This window comes from Mycobacterium tuberculosis H37Rv, from assembly GCF_000195955.2.
GTDB classification, from domain to species: Bacteria; Actinomycetota; Actinomycetes; order Mycobacteriales; family Mycobacteriaceae; genus Mycobacterium; species Mycobacterium tuberculosis.
Genome location: NC_000962.3, coordinates 3211772 through 3234154, shown reverse-complemented (window position 1 = coordinate 3234154; position 22383 = coordinate 3211772). Strand labels below are relative to the sequence as shown.

The following is a 22383-nucleotide window of genomic DNA, read 5'->3' as shown; positions in this document are numbered from 1 at the left end:
GGAAGGATTGTCAGCGTGTGGGAAGGTTTGTGGATCGCCACGGCGGTCATCGCCGCCCTGGTCGTCATCGCTGCGCTGACCCTGGGGCTGGTGCTCTACCGTCGGCGGCGCATCAGTCTGTCGCCTCGGCCCGAGCGCGGCGTTGTCGACCGCTCAGGCGGTTACACCGCATCGTCTGGCATCACGTTTAGTCAGACGCCGACGACCCAGCCGGCCGAGCGGATCGATACGAGCGGACTGCCCGCCGTGGGCGACGATGCGACCGTCCCTCGCGACGCGCCCAAGCGCACGATCGCCGACGTACACCTTCCCGAGTTTGAGCCAGAACCCCAGGCTCCAGAGGTCCCCGAGGCTGACGCCATCGCGCCGCCCGAAGGTCGATTGGAACGACTGCGCGGACGGCTCGCCAGATCGCAGAATGCCCTCGGGCGCGGCCTGTTGGGACTGATCGGCGGCGGCGACCTGGACGAGGACTCCTGGCAAGACGTCGAGGACACCCTGCTGGTCGCCGACCTGGGACCGGCGGCCACCGCGTCGGTGGTGTCGCAGCTGCGCAGCCGCCTGGCCAGCGGCAACGTGCGTACCGAGGCCGACGCCCGGGCGGTATTGCGTGACGTCCTGATCAACGAACTGCAACCTGGCATGGACCGCTCGATCCGCGCGCTACCGCACGCCGGCCATCCTTCGGTGTTGCTGGTCGTCGGCGTCAACGGCACCGGAAAAACCACCACGGTCGGCAAGTTGGCGCGGGTACTAGTGGCCGACGGCCGACGGGTCGTACTCGGTGCGGCTGACACCTTCCGTGCGGCCGCCGCCGATCAGCTACAGACCTGGGCGGCGCGGGTTGGCGCAGCGGTGGTTCGCGGGCCCGAAGGCGCCGACCCGGCATCGGTGGCGTTCGACGCCGTCGACAAGGGCATCGCCGCCGGCGCAGACGTCGTGCTCATCGATACAGCCGGGCGGCTGCACACCAAGGTTGGCCTGATGGACGAGCTGGACAAGGTCAAGCGCGTGGTGACTCGGCGAGCGTCCGTTGACGAGGTGTTGCTGGTGCTCGATGCCACGATCGGACAGAACGGGTTGGCGCAGGCCAGAGTGTTCGCCGAGGTCGTCGACATCAGCGGCGCGGTGCTCACCAAACTGGACGGAACGGCCAAGGGCGGCATTGTGTTCCGCGTTCAACAGGAACTTGGGGTGCCGGTGAAGCTGGTCGGGCTTGGTGAAGGCCCCGATGACCTGGCGCCTTTCGAACCCGCCGCATTCGTCGACGCCCTGCTCGGCTAGCCGAGGTGGCGACCCGCTGCGCGCGGCTGCGCCGCGCTTGCGATCGCCACGGGGTTTGATGGTGGCGACCCGCTGCGCGCGGCTGCGCCGCGCTTGCGATCGCCACGGGGTCTGATGGTGGCGACCCGCTGCGCGCGGCTGCGCCGCGCTTGCGATCGCCACGGGGTCTGATGGTGGCGACCCGCTGCGCGCGGCTGCGCCGCGCTTGCGATCGCCACGGAAAGCTCTTTCACAGCAAGTTTTACGTTAATCCTGATGAAACATGGCGGCACCATCGCCGCAACAACTAGTGCGCATGGTTCTGGATCAGGTCGTCAGTCGTAAGGCTGGGGCCGTGCCAACGCTCGACTGGAGGTGATAGCGAGTGGACCAATTCCCCATCATGGGCGTTCCGGATGGCGGCGACACCGCCTGGATGCTGGTGAGTTCCGCGCTCGTGCTGTTGATGACGCCGGGTCTGGCATTTTTCTACGGCGGCATGGTGCGTTCCAAGAGCGTCCTGAACATGATCATGATGAGCATCAGCGCGATGGGTGTCGTGACGGTGCTCTGGGCGCTTTACGGCTACTCGATTGCGTTCGGTGATGACGTTGGCAACATCGCCGGCAACCCGAGCCAATACTGGGGTCTCAAAGGTCTCATCGGCGTCAATGCTGTTGCTGCCGATCCGAGCACGCAGACCGCCGCGGTGAATATTCCGCTGGCGGGTACCCTGCCGGCGACCGTGTTTGTGGCATTCCAGCTGATGTTCGCGATCATCACGGTTGCGCTGATCTCCGGGGCGGTGGCCGACCGGTTGAAGTTCGGCGCCTGGCTGTTGTTCGCCGGTTTGTGGGCGACGTTCGTCTATTTCCCGGTCGCACACTGGGTCTTCGCATTTGACGGTTTCGCCGCTGAGCACGGCGGCTGGATCGCCAACAAGCTGCACGCCATCGACTTCGCCGGCGGCACCGCGGTTCATATCAACGCCGGTGTGGCGGCCTTGATGCTGGCGATCGTGCTGGGCAAAAGACGCGGTTGGCCGGCGACGCTGTTTCGACCGCACAATCTGCCGTTTGTGATGCTCGGGGCCGCCCTGCTGTGGTTCGGCTGGTACGGGTTCAACGCAGGATCGGCGACGACCGCCAACGGTGTTGCCGGGGCGACGTTTGTCACCACCACGATTGCGACGGCCGCGGCCATGCTTGGCTGGCTGCTCACGGAGCGCGTCCGAGATGGCAAGGCTACGACGCTGGGCGCGGCGTCGGGCATCGTCGCCGGACTGGTCGCCATCACGCCGTCCTGCTCGTCGGTTAATGTCCTGGGTGCCTTGGCGGTAGGCGTGTCGGCCGGGGTGCTGTGCGCGCTGGCGGTGGGGCTGAAATTCAAACTGGGCTTCGATGATTCGCTCGACGTGGTCGGGGTGCACCTGGTTGGTGGTCTGGTGGGCACACTGCTGGTGGGTCTGCTGGCAGCTCCGGAGGCTCCGGCAATTAATGGTGTGGCCGGGGTATCGAAGGGGTTGTTTTACGGCGGAGGCTTCGCCCAGCTGGAACGACAGGCGCTCGGTGCCTGCAGTGTTCTCGTCTACTCTGGAATCATCACCCTGATCTTGGCATTGATCCTGAAATTCACCATCGGGCTCAGGCTTGACGCGGAGCAAGAGAGCACCGGCATCGACGAGGCTGAGCACGCGGAAAGCGGCTACGATTTCGCCGTCGCCAGCGGCTCGGTTCTCCCCCCGCGGGTCACCGTGGAGGATAGCCGCAACGGCATTCAGGAGCGTATAGGCCAGAAAGTGGAGGCGGAGCCGAAATGAAGCTGATCACTGCGATCGTGAAGCCGTTCACGCTCGACGACGTCAAGACGAGCCTCGAGGACGCGGGAGTGCTGGGGATGACGGTCAGTGAAATCCAGGGATACGGACGGCAGAAGGGCCACACGGAGGTTTACCGCGGGGCCGAATACTCGGTGGATTTCGTACCGAAGGTTCGGATCGAGGTCGTTGTTGACGATTCCATTGTCGACAAGGTCGTGGACAGCATTGTCCGGGCGGCGCGCACCGGCAAGATCGGCGACGGCAAGGTGTGGGTGAGTCCGGTAGACACCATCGTGCGGGTGCGCACCGGTGAACGCGGACACGACGCGTTATGAAACTAGCCGCACTGTGCTGAACCAACCCGGCCGCACCAATTAGCGCTAGCGAGGGAGATGGAGGCAGAAAGTCCTTGTGCCGCAAGCGATTTAGCTGTCGCCCGACGCGAGCTGCTGTCCGGCAACCATCGCGAGCTGGATCCGGTCGGGCTGCGGCAGACGTGGCTGGATCTGCATGAGTCTTGGCTGATCGACAAGGCCGACGAGATCGGGATCGCCGATGCCAGTGGTTTTGCAATCGTCGGGGTCGGCGGGCTCGGCCGCCGCGAGCTGCTGCCGTATTCGGACCTGGACGTGTTGCTGTTGCACGATGGCAAGCCTGCTGACATCTTGCGGCCCGTCGCCGACAGGTTGTGGTATCCGTTGTGGGATGCCAACATTCGGCTCGATCACAGTGTGCGAACGGTTAGTGAGGCATTGACCATCGCCAATTCCGATCTGATGGCCGCTCTAGGCATGCTGGAAGCCCGCCACATCGCCGGCGATCAGCAGCTCTCGTTCGCGTTGATCGACGGCGTGCGACGCCAGTGGCGCAACGGAATTCGTTCCCGCATGGGCGAACTCGTCGAAATGACATATGCGCGTTGGCGGCGCTGTGGCCGGATCGCGCAGCGCGCAGAGCCCGATCTCAAATTGGGTCGCGGCGGCCTTCGGGACGTCCAGTTGCTAGACGCGCTGGCTCTCGCCCAGCTCATCGACCGGCACGGTATCGGCCACACGGACCTGCCGGCGGGTTCGCTGGACGGTGCGTATCGCACCTTGCTGGATGTGCGCACCGAACTGCACCGGGTGTCGGGCCGCGGACGCGACCACCTGCTGGCCCAGTTCGCCGACGAGATCAGCGCCGCGTTGGGTTTCGGTGACCGATTCGATTTGGCGCGCACACTGTCGAGTGCTGGCCGCACCATCGGTTACCACGCCGAAGCCGGGCTGCGGACTGCGGCGAATGCATTGCCGCGGCGCGGCATCTCGGCCTTGGTGCGGCGGCCAAAGCGGCGACCGCTCGACGAGGGTGTCGTCGAGTATGCCGGCGAAATCGTGCTCGCCCGCGACGCCGAACCCGAACACGATCCCGGCCTGGTGCTCCGAGTGGCCGCCGCGTCGGCCGACACCGGATTGCCCATTGGCGCCGCCACCCTGAGCCGGTTGGCCGCCAGCGTCCCGGATCTGCCGACTCCCTGGCCGCAAGAGGCATTGGACGACTTACTAGTTGTGCTCTCCGCCGGCCCCACCACGGTGGCTACCATCGAAGCGCTCGACCGAACCGGGCTCTGGGGCCGGTTGTTGCCGGAATGGGAGCCCATTCGCGACCTTCCGCCGCGCGACGTCGCCCACAAGTGGACGGTTGACCGACACGTGGTCGAGACCGCGGTGCATGCGGCGCCACTGGCCACCCGGGTGGCACGTCCCGACCTGCTTGCGCTTGGCGCGCTGCTGCACGACATCGGCAAGGGACGGGGCACCGATCACAGTGTGCTCGGGGCCGAATTGGTAATCCCGGTTTGCACCAGGCTGGGGTTGTCGCCGCCGGACGTGCGGACGCTCTCCAAGCTGGTCCGCCACCACCTGCTGCTGCCGATTACGGCAACCCGACGTGACTTAAACGACCCCAAAACCATCGAGGCGGTGTCCGAGGCGCTGGGTGGGGATCCGCAACTGCTCGAAGTTTTGCACGCCCTGTCGGAGGCGGACTCGAAGGCCACCGGCCCCGGGGTGTGGAGCGATTGGAAGGCGTCACTGGTCGATGACCTGGTGCGTCGCTGCCGGATGGTGATGGCCGGAGAGTCGCTGCCTCAAGCCGAACCGACTGCACCCCATTATCTTTCGCTGGCGGCCGACCACGGGGTGCATGTGGAGATTAGTCCGCGCGACGGTGAACGCATCGACGCCGTAATAGTGGCGCCGGACGAGCGGGGACTGGTGTCGAAAGCCGCCGCGGTGCTGGCGCTGAACTCGCTGCGCGTACATTCGGCGTCGGTCAACGTCCACCAGGGTGTCGCGATAACCGAGTTTGTGGTGTCACCACTGTTTGGGTCCCCGCCCGCGGCGGAGTTGGTGCGTCAGCAGTTTGTCGGTGCCCTCAACGGCGACGTCGACGTGCTGGGCATGCTGCAGAAGCGGGACAGCGATGCCGCCAGCTTGGTATCCGCTCGGGCCGGGGACGTGCAGGCCGGGGTGCCCGTGACTCGTACGGCCGCTCCGCCCCGCATCCTGTGGCTCGACACCGCCGCGCCGGCCAAGCTGATCCTCGAAGTTCGGGCCATGGATCGGGCGGGTTTGCTCGCGTTGCTGGCCGGGGCGCTGGAGGGCGCGGGAGCCGGCATTGTCTGGGCGAAGGTCAATACGTTCGGATCGACCGCGGCCGATGTGTTCTGTGTGACGGTCCCCGCGGAGTTGGACGCGAGAGCCGCGGTCGAGCAACACCTGCTGGAGGTGTTGGGCGCCAGCGTCGACGTTGTGGTCGACGAACCCGTCGGCGATTAGGATCGCACGCTCATGACCGCTCGGAGTTGAGCTGTCGCAACGCATCGATGCGTGCCTTGATCTGAGCGCGGGTGGCAGCGGCGATCGGAGGCCCGCCACAACGGCGGCGCCGTTCGTCGTGGATCCAGCCATGCGGTTTGCCGGTGCGGTGGTGCGCAATCGACACCAGCGTGTGGAGCTCGCGGCGCAGGTCGCGCAGTTGGCCATGCACCGATGCCGAAGCCCCCGACGTTGCTGGCTGGGTGGCCCCTTTCTGAAGCTGAGCCCGTTTCCTCAGCTGCTCGTCTTGGCGGCGGTGCAGCAGGGCGCGCATCTGCTCGGCATCGAGCAGCCCGGGGATGCCTAGGTAGTCGGCCTCCTCGTCGCTCCCGGTTGGGGTGGCGGTGCCGAACGAGGAACCGTCGAAGATGACCTGATCGAGTTCCGCATCGGCCCCCAACGCGGTAAAGCCCCGCTCCGCGCCGCCCCGCTCGGTTTGCGTCCTGGTGGCGGGATCACCATCGAGGGGATCGTGGGCCGATTCGCGGTGCGGTCGGCCCAGCACGTGGTTACGCTGCACCTCCAACGCACTGGCCAGCTGCAGCAGGTTAGGCACCGACGGCACGAAGATGCTCGCGGTTTCACCCGGTCGGCGGGACCTCACGAACCGACCGATGGCCTGTGCGAAGAACAGCGGCGTGGAGGCGTTGGTGGCGTAAACCCCGACCGAAAGCCGGGGCACGTCGACACCTTCGGAGACCATGCGGACCGCGACCAGCCAACGGCTGGTGCCCTGGGCAAATTCCGTGATACGCGCCGACGATCCGGGGTCGTCGGAGAGCACGACCGTGGGCTCTTCGGCCGTCATCGTGGTGAGCAGGCGGGCATAAGCGCGGGCCGTGGTGCGATCCGAGGCGATGATCATGCCGCCCGCGTCGGGTACGTGCGCACGCAGTTGTCGGAGCCGTCGATCGGCCGCCGTGATCACCGCCGGCATCCACTCGCCTTCCGGGTCGAGCGCTGTGCGCCACGCCCGCGCGGTCTGCTCGGCAGACAGCGGCTCGCCCAGTCGCGCCTCGTACTCCTCGCCGGCGCTGTCCCGCCAGCGCGCCTGCCCCGAATAGGCGAGGAAGACCACCGGCCGGACGACACCGTCAGCGAGGGCTTCCGCATAGCCGTAGGTGTGGTCAGCCTGAGAACGCAGCACGCCATCCGCGTCGGGCTGGTAGCTGACGAACGGGATTGGGCTGTCGTCGCTGCGAAACGGTGTACCCGTCAGGGCAAGGCGGCGGGTGGCGTCACCGAAAGCTTCCCGGATGGCGTCTCCCCAGGTCTTGGCGTCGCCGCCGTGGTGGATCTCGTCGAAGACCACCAACGTCTTGCGCGCTTCGGTACGCACTCGGTGCAGCGTGGGATGCGAAGCGACCTGGGCGTAGGTGACCATTACGCCGTGATACTCCGGTGAGGTCTGCGGATTGGAGTTGGCGAACTTTGGGTCAAGGGAAAGGCCGTGTGCTGCCGCAGCATGCGCCCACTGCACCTTGAGGTGCTCTGTGGGCACGACGACGGTGACCTGCTCGACAGTGTGGTAACGGAGTAGTTCGGCTGCGATCCGCAGCGCGAACGATGTCTTGCCAGATCCGGGAGTGGCCACCGCGAGGAAATCCCGCGGCTGGGTGCCCAGGTACTGCACCAGCGCCCGGCGCTGCCAACCCCGCAACGGAGGGTTGAAGGTCGCGCTGACCGGCTGCAAGACTCCCCACCCCCCGTCGCTACGGACCGAATTTGCCCGCTCCCTCCCCAGCCGGAACCGTGAGGTGGCGGCGGTGAAATGTAGCATGGCAACGCTTTTCGGCGCAGGTCCGACGTCGCATCGTGTTGACTCTGCGTCCACCAGGCGGGTTACTCGCACTTTTGCGTGGTGGACGCAGAGTCAACGGATAACGGTGCCGCTGCGCGGCGCTCGCGATCACCATTAGGCTGGCGGGCGTGTTTGAATCGCTGTCTGACCGTTTGACCGCCGCCCTGCAGGGGCTGCGCGGCAAGGGCCGACTGACCGATGCCGATATCGATGCCACTACCCGCGAAATTCGTTTGGCGCTGCTGGAAGCCGATGTTTCGCTACCGGTGGTCCGGGCATTCATCCACCGGATCAAAGAACGCGCCCGCGGGGCCGAGGTGTCAAGTGCCCTCAACCCGGCTCAACAGGTCGTCAAGATCGTCAACGAGGAACTGATAAGCATCCTCGGCGGCGAAACCCGCGAGTTGGCGTTTGCGAAGACCCCGCCGACCGTCGTGATGCTCGCCGGCCTGCAGGGCTCCGGGAAGACGACACTGGCCGGCAAATTGGCCGCCCGCCTGCGTGGACAAGGACACACGCCACTGCTGGTCGCTTGTGACCTGCAACGGCCGGCCGCGGTGAACCAGCTGCAGGTCGTCGGCGAGCGTGCCGGAGTGCCGGTGTTCGCGCCGCATCCGGGTGCCTCGCCGGAGTCCGGCCCCGGTGACCCGGTTGCGGTGGCGGCGGCCGGGCTGGCCGAGGCCCGGGCCAAGCACTTCGACGTCGTCATCGTCGACACCGCCGGACGACTGGGCATCGACGAGGAGCTGATGGCCCAGGCCGCGGCCATCCGCGACGCCATCAACCCCGACGAGGTGCTGTTCGTCCTGGACGCGATGATCGGCCAGGACGCGGTCACCACCGCTGCGGCGTTCGGCGAGGGCGTCGGGTTCACCGGTGTGGCCTTGACCAAGCTCGACGGTGACGCCCGCGGTGGTGCCGCGTTATCGGTGCGCGAAGTGACCGGTGTTCCAATCCTTTTCGCCTCCACCGGGGAGAAGCTGGAGGACTTCGACGTCTTCCACCCGGACCGGATGGCCAGTCGCATCTTGGGCATGGGCGATGTGCTGAGCCTGATCGAACAGGCCGAGCAGGTCTTCGATGCACAACAGGCCGAGGAGGCCGCAGCCAAGATCGGCGCCGGCGAGCTGACCCTGGAGGACTTCCTCGAGCAGATGCTCGCGGTACGCAAGATGGGCCCGATCGGCAACCTGCTGGGCATGCTGCCCGGCGCGGCTCAGATGAAGGACGCGTTGGCCGAGGTCGACGACAAACAACTCGATCGTGTCCAGGCCATCATTCGCGGCATGACGCCGCAGGAACGGGCAGACCCCAAGATCATCAATGCCTCGCGGCGGCTGCGCATCGCCAACGGCTCGGGCGTCACGGTGTCCGAGGTCAACCAGCTGGTCGAGCGCTTCTTCGAAGCCCGCAAGATGATGTCGTCCATGCTCGGGGGCATGGGCATACCGGGCATAGGGCGCAAATCCGCGACGCGAAAGAGCAAGGGCGCAAAAGGCAAATCCGGCAAGAAGAGTAAGAAGGGGACGCGCGGTCCGACGCCGCCGAAGGTCAAGAGCCCGTTCGGCGTGCCCGGGATGCCGGGCTTGGCTGGGCTACCTGGGGGGCTCCCTGATCTCTCACAGATGCCCAAAGGTCTCGACGAGCTGCCGCCCGGCCTGGCCGACTTCGACCTGTCCAAGCTGAAGTTCCCAGGCAAGAAGTAGTGGCGATCGCGAGTGCGGCGGAGCCGGGTGAAGCGGGTCGACACCATCAGGCCCCGTAGCCGCGCCGTGCGCCTGCACGTGCGAGGTTTGGGCCTGCCCGACGAGACGGCGATCCAACTGTGGATCGTCGACGGCCGCATTAGCACCGAACCGGTGGCAGGAGCCGACACCGTCTTTGACGGCGGCTGGATCCTGCCCGGGCTGGTCGACGCGCACTGCCATGTCGGGCTTGGGAAACACGGCAACGTCGAACTCGACGAGGCGATCGCTCAGGCCGAGACCGAACGTGACGTCGGCGCGCTGCTGTTGCGGGACTGCGGCTCGCCGACCGACACCCGCGGCCTTGACGACCACGAAGACCTGCCCCGCATCATCCGCGCCGGACGGCACCTGGCCAGACCCAAGCGTTACATCGCCGGCTTCGCGGTCGAGCTCGAAGACGAATCCCAGCTGCCGGCAGCGGTAGCCGAGCAGGCCCGCCGCGGTGACGGCTGGGTCAAGCTGGTCGGTGACTGGATCGACCGTCAAATCGGCGATCTTGCCCCGTTGTGGTCCGATGACGTGCTCAAAGCCGCCATCGACACGGCACACGCTCAGGGCGCCCGGGTCACCGCGCACGTTTTCAGCGAGGACGCGCTGCCCGGCTTGATCAACGCCGGCATCGACTGCATCGAGCACGGCACCGGCCTCACCGACGACACCATCGCCTTGATGCTCGAGCACGGCACCGCGTTGGTCCCCACGCTGATCAACCTGGAAAACTTTCCGGGCATTGCCGATGCGGCAGGGCGCTATCCAACCTATGCCGCGCACATGCGCGACCTGTATGCCCGCGGCTATGGGCGGGTCGCTGCGGCGCGGGAGGCGGGGGTGCCGGTATACGCGGGCACCGATGCGGGCAGCACGATCGAGCACGGACGGATCGCTGACGAGGTAGCGGCGCTGCAGAGGATTGGGATGACCGCGCACGAGGCGTTGGGCGCGGCGTGCTGGGATGCTCGACGCTGGCTGGGCCGGCCCGGGCTGGACGATAGGGCATCGGCCGACCTGTTGTGCTACGCCCAGGATCCGCGGCAGGGTCCGGGTGTGCTGCAGCATCCCGATCTGGTGATTTTGCGCGGCAGGACTTTTGGGCCCTAGCTTTGGCCGCGCGGGCCGTGCCGAACGCGGTTACTATCGGCCAATGGCGTTGGCCAGCGGCGTGACCTTTGCCGGCTACACCGTCGTGCGGATGCTGGGTTGTTCCGCGATGGGTGAGGTCTACCTCGTGCAACATCCCGGATTCCCCGGCTGGCAGGCGCTGAAGGTGCTTTCGCCGGCGATGGCTGCGGACGACGAATTTCGCCGCCGATTTCAACGGGAGACCGAGGTTGCCGCGCGGCTATTTCACCCGCACATCCTGGAGGTTCATGATCGCGGTGAGTTCGACGGGCAGCTGTGGATTGCGATGGACTACGTCGATGGCATCGACGCCACGCAGCATATGGCCGACCGGTTTCCGGCGGTCTTGCCGGTTGGTGAGGTACTCGCCATCGTCACTGCCGTAGCCGGAGCTCTCGACTACGCCCACCAGCGCGGCCTGCTGCATCGTGACGTCAACCCCGCCAACGTCGTGCTAACCAGTCAGAGTGCTGGCGACCAACGGATCCTGTTGGCCGACTTCGGAATTGCCAGCCAACCCAGCTATCCGGCGCCCGAACTGTCGGCGGGGGCCGACGTTGACGGGCGTGCCGATCAGTACGCGTTGGCGCTTACCGCCATACACCTGTTCGCCGGTGCGCCGCCGGTTGATCGTTCGCACACCGGACCGCTGCAGCCACCGAAGCTCTCCGCCTTCCGCCCGGACCTGGCACGCCTCGACGGTGTCCTCTCGCGTGCGCTCGCCACAGCGCCCGCGGACCGGTTCGGCAGCTGCCGCGAGTTCGCCGACGCGATGAACGAACAGGCCGGCGTCGCGATCGCTGATCAGAGCTCGGGGGGTGTCGACGCTTCTGAGGTCACCGCGGCGGCCGGTGAGGAAGCGTATGTCGTCGACTACCCGGCTTATGGTTGGCCCGAGGCCGTCGACTGCAAAGAACCATCCGCCCGGGCACCGGCGCCGGCGGCCCCGACCCCCCAACGGCGCGGCTCGATGCTGCAGTCAGCGGCCGGGGTGCTGGCGCGCCGCCTGGACAACTTCTCCACCGCCACCAAGGCTCCGGCGAGCCCCACCAGGCGCCGGCCACGCCGGATCCTGGTCGGTGCGGTAGCGGTGTTGCTATTGGCTGGCCTGTTCGCGGTCGGCATCGTGATTGGGCGCAAGACGAACACGACCGCCACCGAAGTCGCGCGCCCGCCGACCAGTGGGTCGGCTGTGCCCAGCGCCCCGACGACCACCGTCGCGGTCACCGCGCCGGTCCCACTGGACGGCACATACCGCATCGAGATCCAACGCTCAAAGCAGACCTACGACTACACCCCTACGCCGCAACCGCCGGACGTGAACACCTGGTGGGCGTTCCGCACTTCGTGCACTCCGACCGAATGTCTCGCGGCCGCAACGATGCTCGACGACAACGACCACACCCAGGCCAAGACTCCGCCCGTTAGGCCGTTCCTCATGCAGTTCGGCGAGGGCCAGTGGAAGTCGCGGCCGGAGACGGTGCAGTTCCCGTGCGTCGGGCCCAACGGCTCGCCGAGTACACAGGCCACGACGCAGTTGCTCGCACTGCGACCGCAACCGCAGGGCGACCTCGTCGGCGAAATGGTCGTCACTGTGCATAGCAACGAATGTGGACAACAAGGAGCGGTCATTCGGATTCCCGCGGTGGCCAGCCGCAGTGGTGATCTTCCCCCGGCAGTCACCGTGCCGGACCCAGCAACGATTCCTGATACCCCCGATACAACGTCCACAGCCACCCTGACGCCGCCGACCACAACGGCGCCGGGGCCCGGTCGCTGACACCCACTTGACCAGCGCCGCGGCAGCGAAGCGGCGTCAGCCAAAAAGATTGCGAGTGATCGCTATCTATGTTAGCTTGGCGGCAACTCAACGATCTGGAGGAAACGGTGACCTACGACGTGATCATTCGCGACGGACTGTGGTTCGACGGCACCGGCAATGCGCCATTGACTCGCACTCTGGGCATTCGCGACGGCGTGGTGGCCACGGTGGCTGCCGGCGCACTGGACGAGACCGGCTGCCCGGAGGTGGTTGATGCGGCGGGGAAGTGGGTCGTGCCTGGCTTCATCGACGTGCACACCCACTATGACGCCGAGGTGTTGCTCGATCCTGGTTTGCGGGAGTCGGTGCGCCACGGTGTCACCACGGTGCTGCTGGGAAACTGCTCGTTGTCGACGGTCTACGCCAACTCCGAGGATGCCGCCGACCTGTTCAGCCGTGTTGAAGCGGTGCCCCGCGAATTTGTCCTGGGTGCCCTGCGGGACAACCAGACGTGGTCGACGCCCGCGGAGTACATCGAAGCGATCGACGCCCTGCCCCTCGGGCCGAATGTGAGTTCACTGCTTGGCCATTCGGATCTGCGGACCGCGGTACTGGGCCTTGATCGTGCCACCGACGACACCGTCCGGCCCACCGAAGCCGAGCTGGCGAAGATGGCGAAACTGCTCGATGAGGCGCTCGAGGCCGGGATGCTGGGCATGTCCGGGATGGACGCCGCTATCGACAAGCTCGACGGCGACCGCTTCCGCTCGCGTGCGCTGCCGTCCACCTTCGCGACCTGGCGGGAGCGTCGCAAGCTGATCTCGGTGCTGCGCCACCGGGGCCGGATACTGCAGAGCGCACCCGACGTCGACAACCCGGTGTCCGCGCTGCTGTTTTTCTTGGCCAGCAGCCGGATATTCAACCGGCGCAAGGGCGTTCGAATGAGCATGTTGGTGTCCGCCGACGCCAAGTCGATGCCGCTGGCGGTACACGTGTTCGGGTTGGGCACCCGCGTGCTGAACAAGCTCTTAGGCTCTCAGGTGCGATTCCAGCATCTGCCGGTCCCGTTCGAGCTGTACTCCGACGGCATCGACCTGCCGGTCTTCGAGGAGTTCGGCGCCGGAACGGCGGCCCTTCATCTGCGTGACCAACTGCAGCGCAACGAGCTCCTGGCCGACAGGTCTTACCGCCGGTCGTTCCGGCGCGAGTTCGATCGCATCAAGCTCGGACCTTCGTTGTGGCATCGGGACTTCCACGACGCCGTGATCGTCGAATGCCCGGATAAGTCGTTGATCGGTAAGAGTTTCGGGGCAATAGCCGACGAGCGCGGGCTGCACCCGCTGGACGCGTTCCTCGATGTGCTGGTGGACAACGGGGAGCGCAATGTCCGATGGACCACCATCGTCGCCAATCACCGGCCCAACCAGCTGAACAAGCTGGCCGCCGAACCGAGTGTCCACATGGGCTTCTCCGACGCCGGCGCGCACCTGCGCAATATGGCGTTCTACAACTTCGGGCTTCGGCTGCTCAAACGAGCCAGAGACGCCGACCGGGCCGGACAACCGTTTCTGTCCATCGAGCGGGCAGTGTATCGCCTCACCGGTGAGTTGGCCGAGTGGTTCGGTATAGGCGCGGGCACGTTGCGCCAGGGTGACCGTGCGGACTTCGCGGTGATTGACCCTACCCACCTAGATGAATCGGTGGACGGGTACCACGAGGAGGCGGTGCCCTACTATGGCGGTCTGCGACGCATGGTCAACCGCAACGATGCGACCGTGGTTGCGACGGGCGTGGGCGGCACCGTGGTATTCCGCGGAGGCCAGTTCGGAGGTCAGTTCCGCGACGGCTACGGGCAGAACGTGAAGTCGGGTCGCTACCTGCGGGCGGGTGAGCTCGGCGCCGCTCTGAGCCGTTCTGCCTGACATGGCCAGGACCCAGCAGCAGCGCCGCGAAGAAACCGTTGCACGGCTTCTGCAGGCCAGCATCGACACGATCATCGAGGTCGGCTACGCGCGGGCATCGGCTGCCGTGATCACCAAGCGGGCTGGGGTGTCGGTAGGCGCCCTGTTCCGGCACTTCGAAACGATGGGTGATTTCATGGCGGCCACGGCATACGAGGTGTTGCGCCGTCAGCTGGAAACGTTCACCAAGCAAGTCGCCGAAATACCGGCCGATCGGCCGGCGCTTCCGGCGGCGCTGACGATTTTGCGGGACATCACGGCCGGCTCCACGAATGCGGTGCTCTACGAGCTTATGGTCGCCGCGCGCACCGACGAGAAGCTCAAGGAGACGCTGCAGAATGTGCTGGGGCAGTACAGCGCGAAGATCCACGACGCCGCGCGTGCTCTGCCGGGTGCCGAGAGCTTTCCGGAGGAGACATTTCCGGTCATCGTGGCGTTGATGACCAACGTCTTCGACGGCGCCGCCATTGTGCGAGGGGTACTGCCGCAGCCCGAACTCGAGGAACAGCGGATTCCCATGCTGACGGCGCTGCTGACCGCCGGCCTATGAGCGCCAGCAGACGCAAAAGAACATGATGGGCGCACCAGCGCCCACGTCTGCTCGCGGTGCTAGAGCGAGCCGACGCTGGCCTGCGGGTTGAGGGCGAAACCCCAGTCGAACAGGGTCGCAGCCTGATCCCAATACGTCGGTCCGCCCTCTTTGACCAGCCCGTACATCATGGCGATCACCAGGCGGCGGCCGCCGCGGGCGGCGGCACCCACGAACGTCTTGCGAGCGGCGTTGGTGTAGCCCGTCTTGCCGCCGATCGCGCCCGGGTACCGCTGCAGCAGCTCGTCCTGGTTGACGATCAGCTGTTCGCCGTTATCGCTGGGGAACATCGCCGAGGGCTCGGCGGTGATCTGCGCGAACACCGGATTGGCCATCGCGGCCCGGAAGATGACCACCAGGTCGTGCGCGGTGGACGCCCCGGAGCCGCCGGGTCCGTCTAGGCCGGACGGCGTCGTCGCGTGGGTGGACGTCGCACCTAGGGTGGCGGCTTTGGCGTTCATCTTGGCCACGGTGACGTCTTGGCCACCCAGCATGTGCGCCAACGTGTTGGCGGCGTCGTTGCCCGACACCAGCAACAGGCCGTCGAGCAGCTGGCGCGCGGTGTAGCTGCGCCCCGGTTTGACGCCGACGCAGTTGCACTCGGCCTGTGTGTCGGCGACGTCGGCGACGACCGTGGAGTTCAGGTCCAGCTCGTCGAGTGCCACCAGCGCCAACAGCACCTTGATGGTGCTCGCGGGCGGATGGGCCACGTTTTGGTCGCGGCCGGCTAGCACCTGACCGCTATCGAGGTCGGCCACGATCCAGGTCTGAGCCGGGCCATCGGGGATCGGCACGGAGCCGGCCGGCTGCACGTCGGCATCGGCCCACGCGGCACCCGCACTGACGGTGACTGCGCAGGCACAGAGCGCGGCGGTCGCGGTCATGAGCTTTCGCATGGGCGCAGAGTTTAACTTCCAGGGCTCCGGTAGGCCTATTCTCGGGCTGGTCGGGGGCTGTCCGGCCGATGTGTGCGGTGTTGGATCGGAGCATGTTGAGCGTGGCCGAAATTTCCGACCGGTTGGAAATCCAGCAGTTGCTGGTGGACTACTCCAGCGCGATTGACCAGCGCCGATTCGACGATCTTGACCGGGTGTTCACCCCCGACGCCTATATCGACTATCGCGCGCTAGGTGGCATCGACGGCAGGTATCCGAAGATCAAGCAATGGCTGTCGCAGGTGCTGGGAAACTTCCCGGTATATGCGCACATGTTGGGCAACTTCTCGGTCCGTGTCGACGGCGATACCGCGTCGTCGCGGGTGATCTGCTTCAACCCGATGGTGTTCGCCGGCGACCGGCAGCAAGTGCTGTTCTGTGGACTGTGGTACGACGACGATTTCGTGCGCACCCCCGATGGCTGGCGGATCATCAGGCGGGTCGAAACCAAGTGCTTCCAGAAAATGATGTGAAGCCCGCTGGGCGAATTACTGCCCCAGCATCACGTTCTGGCACAATTGGCGGCTGTCCACCGCGCGACGACTTGTCCTGTTCGGGGTTGCCGCCCGGTGGTCATACACGCGAGGCAAAACCGGATCCGGGCATCCCGCCCGGGTCGCTGAATTGCAGCGTGACACCAATAGGAGCGCTCAATCATGGCTGTGAAGATCAAGCTCACTCGGCTTGGCAAGATCCGCAATCCTCAGTACCGCGTCGCCGTCGCCGATGCGCGCACCCGCCGCGACGGCCGAGCGATCGAGGTAATCGGCCGGTACCACCCCAAAGAAGAGCCGAGTCTCATCGAGATCAACTCCGAGCGTGCCCAGTACTGGCTCTCGGTGGGTGCTCAGCCCACCGAGCCCGTCCTCAAGCTGCTGAAGATCACCGGGGATTGGCAGAAGTTTAAGGGCCTACCTGGCGCTCAGGGCCGGTTGAAGGTCGCCGCACCCAAGCCCAGCAAGCTCGAGGTGTTCAACGCCGCGTTGGCCGCCGCCGACGGTGGTCCTACCACCGAGGCCACCAAACCGAAGAAGAAGTCGCCGGCCAAAAAGGCTGCCAAGGCTGCTGAGCCAGCGCCGCAGCCTGAGCAGCCGGACACGCCGGCGCTGGGTGGCGAGCAGGCCGAGCTGACGGCGGAAAGCTGACGGGGAAATGAGCGCCGTCGTCGTTGACGCTGTTGAGCATCTGGTCCGTGGGATCGTCGACAATCCTGACGATGTCCGGGTAGACCTGATAACCAGTCGGCGGGGGCGCACCGTCGAAGTCCACGTTCATCCAGACGACCTGGGCAAGGTGATCGGTCGTGGGGGACGCACCGCTACCGCATTGCGCACTCTGGTAGCCGGTATCGGTGGCCGCGGTATCCGCGTCGACGTGGTGGACACCGACCAGTAGCGGAGCCCCGCTCATGGAGCTGGTAGTCGGGCGGGTGGTGAAGTCGCACGGTGTCACCGGCGAGGTCGTCGTCGAGATCCGCACCGACGACCCAGCTGACCGGTTTGCGCCGGGTACCAGGTTGCGCGCTAAGGGGCCTTTTGACGGTGGTGCCGAGGGCAGTGCGGTGAGTTACGTCATCGAAAGTGTGCGGCAGCACGGCGGCCGCCTGTTGGTGCGACTCGCTGGAGTGGCCGATCGAGACGCAGCCGATGCGTTGCGCGGCAGCTTGTTCGTGATCGACGCCGATGACTTGCCCCCGATCGACGAGCCGGACACCTATTACGATCACCAGCTGGTGGGGCTTATGGTCCAGACGGCGACGGGGGAGGGTGTTGGTGTCGTCACCGAAGTGGTGCACACCGCCGCTGGTGAGTTGCTGGCGGTCAAGCGTGATTCCGATGAGGTTTTGGTGCCGTTTGTGCGTGCCATCGTCACGTCGGTGTCATTGGACGACGGCATCGTTGAGATTGATCCGCCCCATGGCTTGCTGAATCTGGAGTAAGGCGTGCGCATCGATATCGTGACGATCTTCCCCGCCTGCCTGGACCCGTTGCGACAGTCGTTGCCGGGCAAGGCGATCGAATCGGGCCTGGTCGACCTTAACGTGCACGACCTGCGGCGCTGGACCCACGATGTGCATCACTCGGTGGACGACGCACCCTACGGCGGCGGCCCGGGAATGGTGATGAAGGCGCCGGTGTGGGGTGAAGCGCTTGACGAAATTTGTTCCAGCGAAACGTTGTTGATTGTTCCCACGCCCGCCGGTGTGTTGTTTACCCAGGCCACCGCCCAGCGCTGGACCACCGAGAGCCATCTGGTGTTCGCCTGCGGCCGCTACGAAGGCATCGACCAGCGGGTCGTGCAGGATGCCGCCCGGCGAATGCGCGTCGAAGAAGTCTCGATCGGCGACTACGTATTGCCCGGCGGGGAGTCGGCGGCCGTGGTGATGGTCGAAGCCGTGCTGCGACTGTTGGCCGGTGTTCTCGGCAATCCCGCTTCCCACCAAGATGATTCGCACTCAACGGGCCTGGACGGGCTCCTTGAGGGTCCGAGCTACACCCGGCCGGCGAGCTGGCGTGGCCTCGATGTACCCGAGGTCCTACTCTCCGGCGACCATGCCCGAATTGCCGCCTGGCGCAGAGAGGTCTCGCTGCAGCGCACCCGCGAACGACGCCCCGACCTGTCCCACCCCGACTAGCCCCGCTGGCGAGCAGACGCGAAATCCCCCGACACGCCGAACGTGCGGTGGCTTTTGCGTCTGCTCGCGCCGGTGAGGCGACCGGACGAGCGTCAGATCCGGCCGTTGGGAAACATCGTTCTGACGGCTTGCGTGATGGTTGCTCGAGCGGTGGCGTCGTCGGCGGGCTGCAGTGACTCGATCACCATGATGTAGCGGCGTTCCGGGCCGATCACCCCGGTGGACAGATGCATCCAGCTGCTGCCGATACAGCACATCCAGCCCTGTTTGACTGCGACCGGTTCGGCGTACAAACCGTCGGGGATGCCGAACCGCTGCGGGTAGCCGTCGATCCCGGTCGGTGTGGACTGGGCCAGGTCGGCGATGATGACGGCGGCCCGATCCAGTGGTAGGCCGCCGGACCCGTCGAGCAGCATGTCGTAGTAGCGGATCAGGTCTGGCGCGGAGCTGATTGTGTTCCACCAGCGCCCGTCGCTGGGAGGCGCGGTCGACCTGAGCCCATATCGGCGCGCGACTTGAGTGACGACGGCATTGCCGCCGTCCTGACTCCAGAATCGCTCGGCCGCACCATCGTCGGATGACTGCAGCATGACGTCCAACGCATGATGGTCCTCTGGGGACAATGTGACTTTGCCCTCGGCCTCGGCCAGCAGCAGATCGTCGGCGATGAACAGCTTGGCCACCGACGCGGTAGCGATAATCTGCGTGTTGCCGTTGGAGACCAGCTGGCCAGTAGCGCGATCGAGCACCGCCACCGAGAGGGTGGCGCCCATGGCGGCGGCCTCATCGGTTGCCTGCCGGACCCGGGTAGGCAGTTCGCCAAACCCGACGTTCGGCGACGCCGCCGGAGCCCTAGGCGGCGTGATGGCGCGCAGCAGTAGCTCCACCGGCTGCGGCTGAGGTCGCGCTTGCGGTCGAGACGAAATGCGGTCGGCCGCGCTATATGCTTCGGCCTCGACTCGGGCCTCGCAGCCCGCAACCACCACCAATGTCACCGCCGCCAAAGCGGTGAGCAACGTCAGCGGCCGTGCTCGCATTGTTCTCCCTCGGCATCCTCTGACATCGCGAAAACGTGCAGGTAGGCGGCCGCATTGCCCTCTTAAGTGCCCTCTGTTGGGTGTCACGCCAAGCTTCGGGTTTCCACACGCGCGGTTTGACCCTAGTCATATGTAAGTCATGTGTACCATTTGCGGGCGCTTTTCGACGGCCGCGAACCACCGGAGATTTCCTGTGATTTCACTGCATGCGTACCGTCTGGCACAATTGAGCAGTTGTCTGTCGCGGTGGTCGGCCGGGTTGCGTGCCGCCTGCTGCGAGATGCACCAATAAGCCCGAACCCACCGGCTTGGTGACCACCGCACGCTGCGTGTGGGGGGTAACCACGCCGCGACCCCAAGGATGGTCATTTCCAATGAACCGGCTGGACTTCGTCGACAAGCCGTCGTTGCGCGACGACATCCCGGCGTTCAACCCGGGCGACACCATCAACGTGCATGTCAAGGTGATCGAGGGCGCCAAGGAACGTCTCCAGGTGTTCAAGGGCGTGGTGATCCGCCGGCAGGGCGGGGGCATCCGCGAGACGTTCACGGTGCGCAAGGAGAGCTACGGCGTCGGCGTCGAACGGACCTTCCCCGTGCACTCGCCGAACATCGACCATATCGAGGTGGTGACCCGTGGCGATGTTCGCCGCGCCAAGCTGTACTACCTGCGCGAACTGCGCGGAAAGAAGGCCAAGATCAAGGAGAAGCGCTGACCGGGAACGTCTCGGCGATGTTCGAAAGCCGCCACCTGCGCTGGCTACGCTGATCTCGTGACCGAAACCACGGACTCCCCATCGGAGCGCCAGCCGGGTCCGGCAGAGCCGGAGCTCTCCTCCCGGGACCCGGACATTGCCGGCCAGGTCTTCGACGCAGCCCCGTTCGACGCAGCCCCGGATGCGGACTCCGAAGGCGACTCCAAGGCGGCCAAAACGGACGAGCCGCGGCCCGCGAAGCGATCAACGCTGCGGGAGTTCGCGGTGCTGGCGGTGATTGCTGTGGTGCTCTACTACGTCATGCTGACGTTTGTCGCGCGCCCTTATCTGATTCCGTCGGAATCGATGGAACCCACGTTGCACGGGTGTTCGACGTGCGTCGGCGACCGCATCATGGTGGACAAACTCAGCTACCGCTTCGGCTCACCGCAACCTGGCGACGTCATCGTCTTCAGGGGACCGCCGTCGTGGAACGTTGGTTACAAGTCGATCCGTTCGCACAACGTCGCCGTGCGCTGGGTGCAGAACGCGTTGTCGTTCATCGGTTTCGTGCCTCCCGACGAGAACGACCTGGTCAAGCGTGTCATCGCGGTCGGCGGACAGACGGTTCAATGCCGGTCCGACACCGGCCTGACGGTCAACGGCAGGCCACTGAAGGAGCCATACCTGGATCCGGCCACCATGATGGCCGACCCGTCGATATACCCGTGCCTGGGCAGCGAGTTCGGGCCGGTCACCGTCCCGCCCGGGCGTGTCTGGGTGATGGGCGACAACCGCACCCATTCGGCGGATTCCCGCGCTCACTGCCCGTTGCTATGTACTGACGATCCGCTACCGGGGACCGTGCCGGTGGCCAACGTCATCGGTAAGGCCAGGTTGATCGTGTGGCCGCCGTCGCGTTGGGGTGTTGTGCGTTCGGTGAATCCCCAGCAAGGTCGGTAGCCATGGCTGGAATATGACCAAGACCTGGCCACCGCGGACGGTGATCCGTAAATCTGGGGGTTTGCGGGGAATGCGCACCCTGGAGTCCGCGCTGCATCGTGGTGGTCTGGGGCCGGTGGCCGGGGTCGACGAAGTGGGTCGCGGCGCCTGCGCTGGCCCGTTGGTGGTCGCGGCCTGCGTGCTTGGCCCCGGGCGGATAGCAAGTCTTGCCGCCCTTGATGATTCGAAGAAGCTCAGCGAGCAAGCGCGGGAGAAGCTGTTCCCGCTGATCTGCCGGTATGCGGTGGCCTATCACGTGGTGTTCATCCCGTCGGCCGAGGTCGACCGCCGCGGCGTGCACGTGGCCAATATCGAAGGTATGCGGCGCGCGGTGGCCGGTCTGGCGGTGCGGCCCGGTTATGTGCTCAGCGACGGCTTTCGCGTGCCAGGACTGCCGATGCCGTCGTTGCCGGTGATCGGTGGCGACGCGGCAGCCGCCTGCATCGCCGCGGCTAGCGTGCTCGCCAAGGTCAGCCGGGACCGCGTGATGGTTGCGTTGGACGCCGATCACCCCGGGTACGGTTTCGCGGAGCACAAGGGTTACAGCACCCCGGCGCACAGCCGGGCGCTGGCCCGATTGGGACCCTGCCCGCAGCACCGTTACTCGTTCATCAATGTTCGCCGGGTGGCGAGTGGGTCGAACACCGCAGAGGTCGCCGACGGCCAACCCGACCCTCGGGACGGGACGGCACAGACGGGTGAGGGAAGATGGAGCAAGAGTTCCCACCCAGCGACAATGCGGGCCACGGGTCGCGCTCAGGGCACTTAGGGGCACTGAGCGGGGAAGCCGGGGAACCGGCAGGGAGAAGGACGTCTGAGCAGATGAGTGCAGAGGATCTCGAAAAGTATGAAACCGAGATGGAGCTCTCGCTGTATCGCGAATACAAGGACATCGTCGGCCAGTTCAGCTACGTCGTAGAAACCGAGCGACGTTTCTATTTGGCAAACAGTGTGGAGATGGTGCCGCGGAATACCGACGGTGAGGTGTACTTCGAGCTGCGGCTGGCTGACGCCTGGGTGTGGGACATGTACCGGCCGGCACGGTTCGTCAAACAGGTGCGGGTGGTCACGTTCAAGGACGTCAACATCGAGGAAGTCGAAAAACCCGAGCTGCGCCTGCCGGAATAGCTGCCCCAAGCGCCGTCACACGTCAATCGGC

21 protein-coding genes are annotated in these 22383 nt (G+C 65.8%); 18 read left to right on the top strand and 3 right to left on the bottom strand.

Features of this window, described 5'->3' with window-relative positions; all coding sequences use genetic code 11:
* Window positions 1-15: 15 nt before the first annotated feature.
* The 4 genes from ftsY to glnD all read left to right on the top strand — a co-directional run bounded on the left by ftsY (window position 16) and on the right by glnD (window position 5901).
* Complete coding sequence (ftsY, locus tag Rv2921c) at window positions 16-1284, top strand: signal recognition particle receptor FtsY (RefSeq protein ID NP_217437.1); 1269 nt, start codon at window positions 16-18, stop codon at window positions 1282-1284.
* Window positions 1285-1648: 364 nt separating this feature from the next.
* A complete protein-coding gene (gene amt, locus Rv2920c) occupies window positions 1649-3082 on the top strand; it encodes an ammonium transporter integral membrane protein (RefSeq protein ID NP_217436.1) in 1434 nt (477 codons plus the stop codon).
* Window positions 3079-3417: a nitrogen regulatory protein P-II gene (glnB, locus tag Rv2919c; protein ID NP_217435.1), complete on the top strand. Its 339-nt coding sequence runs from the start codon at window positions 3079-3081 to the stop codon at window positions 3415-3417. The genes amt and glnB overlap by 4 nt, the downstream gene beginning before the upstream one ends.
* 57 nt (window positions 3418-3474) lie before the next feature.
* Complete coding sequence (gene glnD / locus Rv2918c) at window positions 3475-5901, top strand: bifunctional uridylyltransferase/uridylyl-removing enzyme (RefSeq protein ID NP_217434.1); 2427 nt, start codon at window positions 3475-3477, stop codon at window positions 5899-5901.
* Window positions 5902-5911: 10 nt separating this feature from the next.
* Here the strand turns inward: glnD and Rv2917 are convergent, their stop codons facing one another.
* The gene (locus tag Rv2917) at window positions 5912-7792 is read right to left on the bottom strand and encodes a hypothetical protein (RefSeq protein NP_217433.1); all 1881 of its coding nucleotides are present in this window, start codon (window positions 7790-7792) and stop codon (window positions 5912-5914) included.
* A gap of 77 nt (window positions 7793-7869) precedes the next feature.
* Between Rv2917 and ffh the strand changes: the two genes are divergently transcribed.
* From ffh to Rv2912c, 5 genes are all read left to right on the top strand, one after another.
* Window positions 7870-9447 carry a signal recognition particle protein gene (gene ffh, locus Rv2916c; RefSeq protein ID NP_217432.1) on the top strand — a complete coding sequence of 526 codons (1578 nt, stop codon included), beginning with the start codon at window positions 7870-7872 and terminating at the stop codon, window positions 9445-9447.
* Between the two features lie 27 nt (window positions 9448-9474).
* Window positions 9475-10587 (top strand): hypothetical protein, encoded by a 1113-nt coding sequence (locus tag Rv2915c; RefSeq protein ID NP_217431.1) that lies wholly within the window; start codon window positions 9475-9477, stop codon window positions 10585-10587.
* 43 nt (window positions 10588-10630) lie between these two features.
* Window positions 10631-12388, top strand: a complete 1758-nt coding sequence (gene pknI, locus Rv2914c) for a serine/threonine-protein kinase PknI (RefSeq protein NP_217430.1) — start codon at window positions 10631-10633, stop codon at window positions 12386-12388.
* A 68-nt stretch (window positions 12389-12456) separates the two neighbouring features.
* Window positions 12457-14292, top strand: a complete 1836-nt coding sequence (locus Rv2913c; protein ID NP_217429.1) for a D-amino acid aminohydrolase — start codon at window positions 12457-12459, stop codon at window positions 14290-14292.
* Between the two features lies 1 nt (window position 14293).
* Window positions 14294-14881, top strand: coding sequence for a TetR family HTH-type transcriptional regulator (locus Rv2912c; RefSeq protein ID NP_217428.1), 588 nt, complete (start codon window positions 14294-14296; stop codon window positions 14879-14881).
* A 59-nt stretch (window positions 14882-14940) separates the two neighbouring features.
* On the opposite strand, the gene dacB2 is transcribed toward Rv2912c, so the two are convergent.
* Entirely contained in the window at window positions 14941-15816 is an 876-nt protein-coding gene (gene dacB2, locus Rv2911) for a penicillin-binding protein DacB2 (RefSeq protein ID YP_177914.1), read from the bottom strand.
* A gap of 68 nt (window positions 15817-15884) precedes the next feature.
* Between dacB2 and Rv2910c the strand changes: the two genes are divergently transcribed.
* From Rv2910c to trmD, 5 genes are all read left to right on the top strand, one after another.
* Complete coding sequence (locus tag Rv2910c; RefSeq protein NP_217426.1) at window positions 15885-16328, top strand: hypothetical protein; 444 nt, start codon at window positions 15885-15887, stop codon at window positions 16326-16328.
* Window positions 16329-16511: 183 nt separating this feature from the next.
* Window positions 16512-17000, top strand: a complete 489-nt coding sequence (gene rpsP, locus Rv2909c) for a 30S ribosomal protein S16 (RefSeq protein ID NP_217425.1) — start codon at window positions 16512-16514, stop codon at window positions 16998-17000.
* Between the two features lie 7 nt (window positions 17001-17007).
* Entirely contained in the window at window positions 17008-17250 is a 243-nt protein-coding gene (locus Rv2908c; RefSeq protein NP_217424.1) for a hypothetical protein, read from the top strand.
* 13 nt (window positions 17251-17263) lie between these two features.
* On the top strand, window positions 17264-17794 hold the full coding sequence (rimM, locus tag Rv2907c) for a 16S rRNA processing protein RimM (protein NP_217423.1): 531 nt from the start codon (window positions 17264-17266) through the stop codon (window positions 17792-17794).
* Window positions 17795-17797: 3 nt separating this feature from the next.
* A complete protein-coding gene (gene trmD / locus Rv2906c) occupies window positions 17798-18490 on the top strand; it encodes a tRNA (guanine-N1)-methyltransferase (protein NP_217422.1) in 693 nt (230 codons plus the stop codon).
* Between the two features lie 92 nt (window positions 18491-18582).
* Here the strand turns inward: trmD and lppW are convergent, their stop codons facing one another.
* Window positions 18583-19527 carry a lipoprotein LppW gene (gene lppW / locus Rv2905; protein ID NP_217421.1) on the bottom strand — a complete coding sequence of 315 codons (945 nt, stop codon included), beginning with the start codon at window positions 19525-19527 and terminating at the stop codon, window positions 18583-18585.
* 374 nt (window positions 19528-19901) lie between these two features.
* Here lppW and rplS point away from each other — a divergent pair, with 374 nt between their 5' ends.
* The 4 genes from rplS to Rv2901c are packed head-to-tail and all read left to right on the top strand — an operon-like array spanning window position 19902 to window position 22352.
* On the top strand, window positions 19902-20243 hold the full coding sequence (gene rplS / locus Rv2904c; protein ID NP_217420.1) for a 50S ribosomal protein L19: 342 nt from the start codon (window positions 19902-19904) through the stop codon (window positions 20241-20243).
* Between the two features lie 57 nt (window positions 20244-20300).
* Window positions 20301-21185, top strand: a complete 885-nt coding sequence (lepB, locus tag Rv2903c; protein ID NP_217419.1) for a signal peptidase — start codon at window positions 20301-20303, stop codon at window positions 21183-21185.
* Window positions 21186-21198: 13 nt separating this feature from the next.
* Window positions 21199-21993, top strand: a complete 795-nt coding sequence (rnhB, locus tag Rv2902c) for a ribonuclease HII (protein ID NP_217418.1) — start codon at window positions 21199-21201, stop codon at window positions 21991-21993.
* A gap of 53 nt (window positions 21994-22046) precedes the next feature.
* Entirely contained in the window at window positions 22047-22352 is a 306-nt protein-coding gene (locus Rv2901c; protein NP_217417.1) for a hypothetical protein, read from the top strand.
* The last annotated feature ends 31 nt before the right edge of the window (window positions 22353-22383 follow it).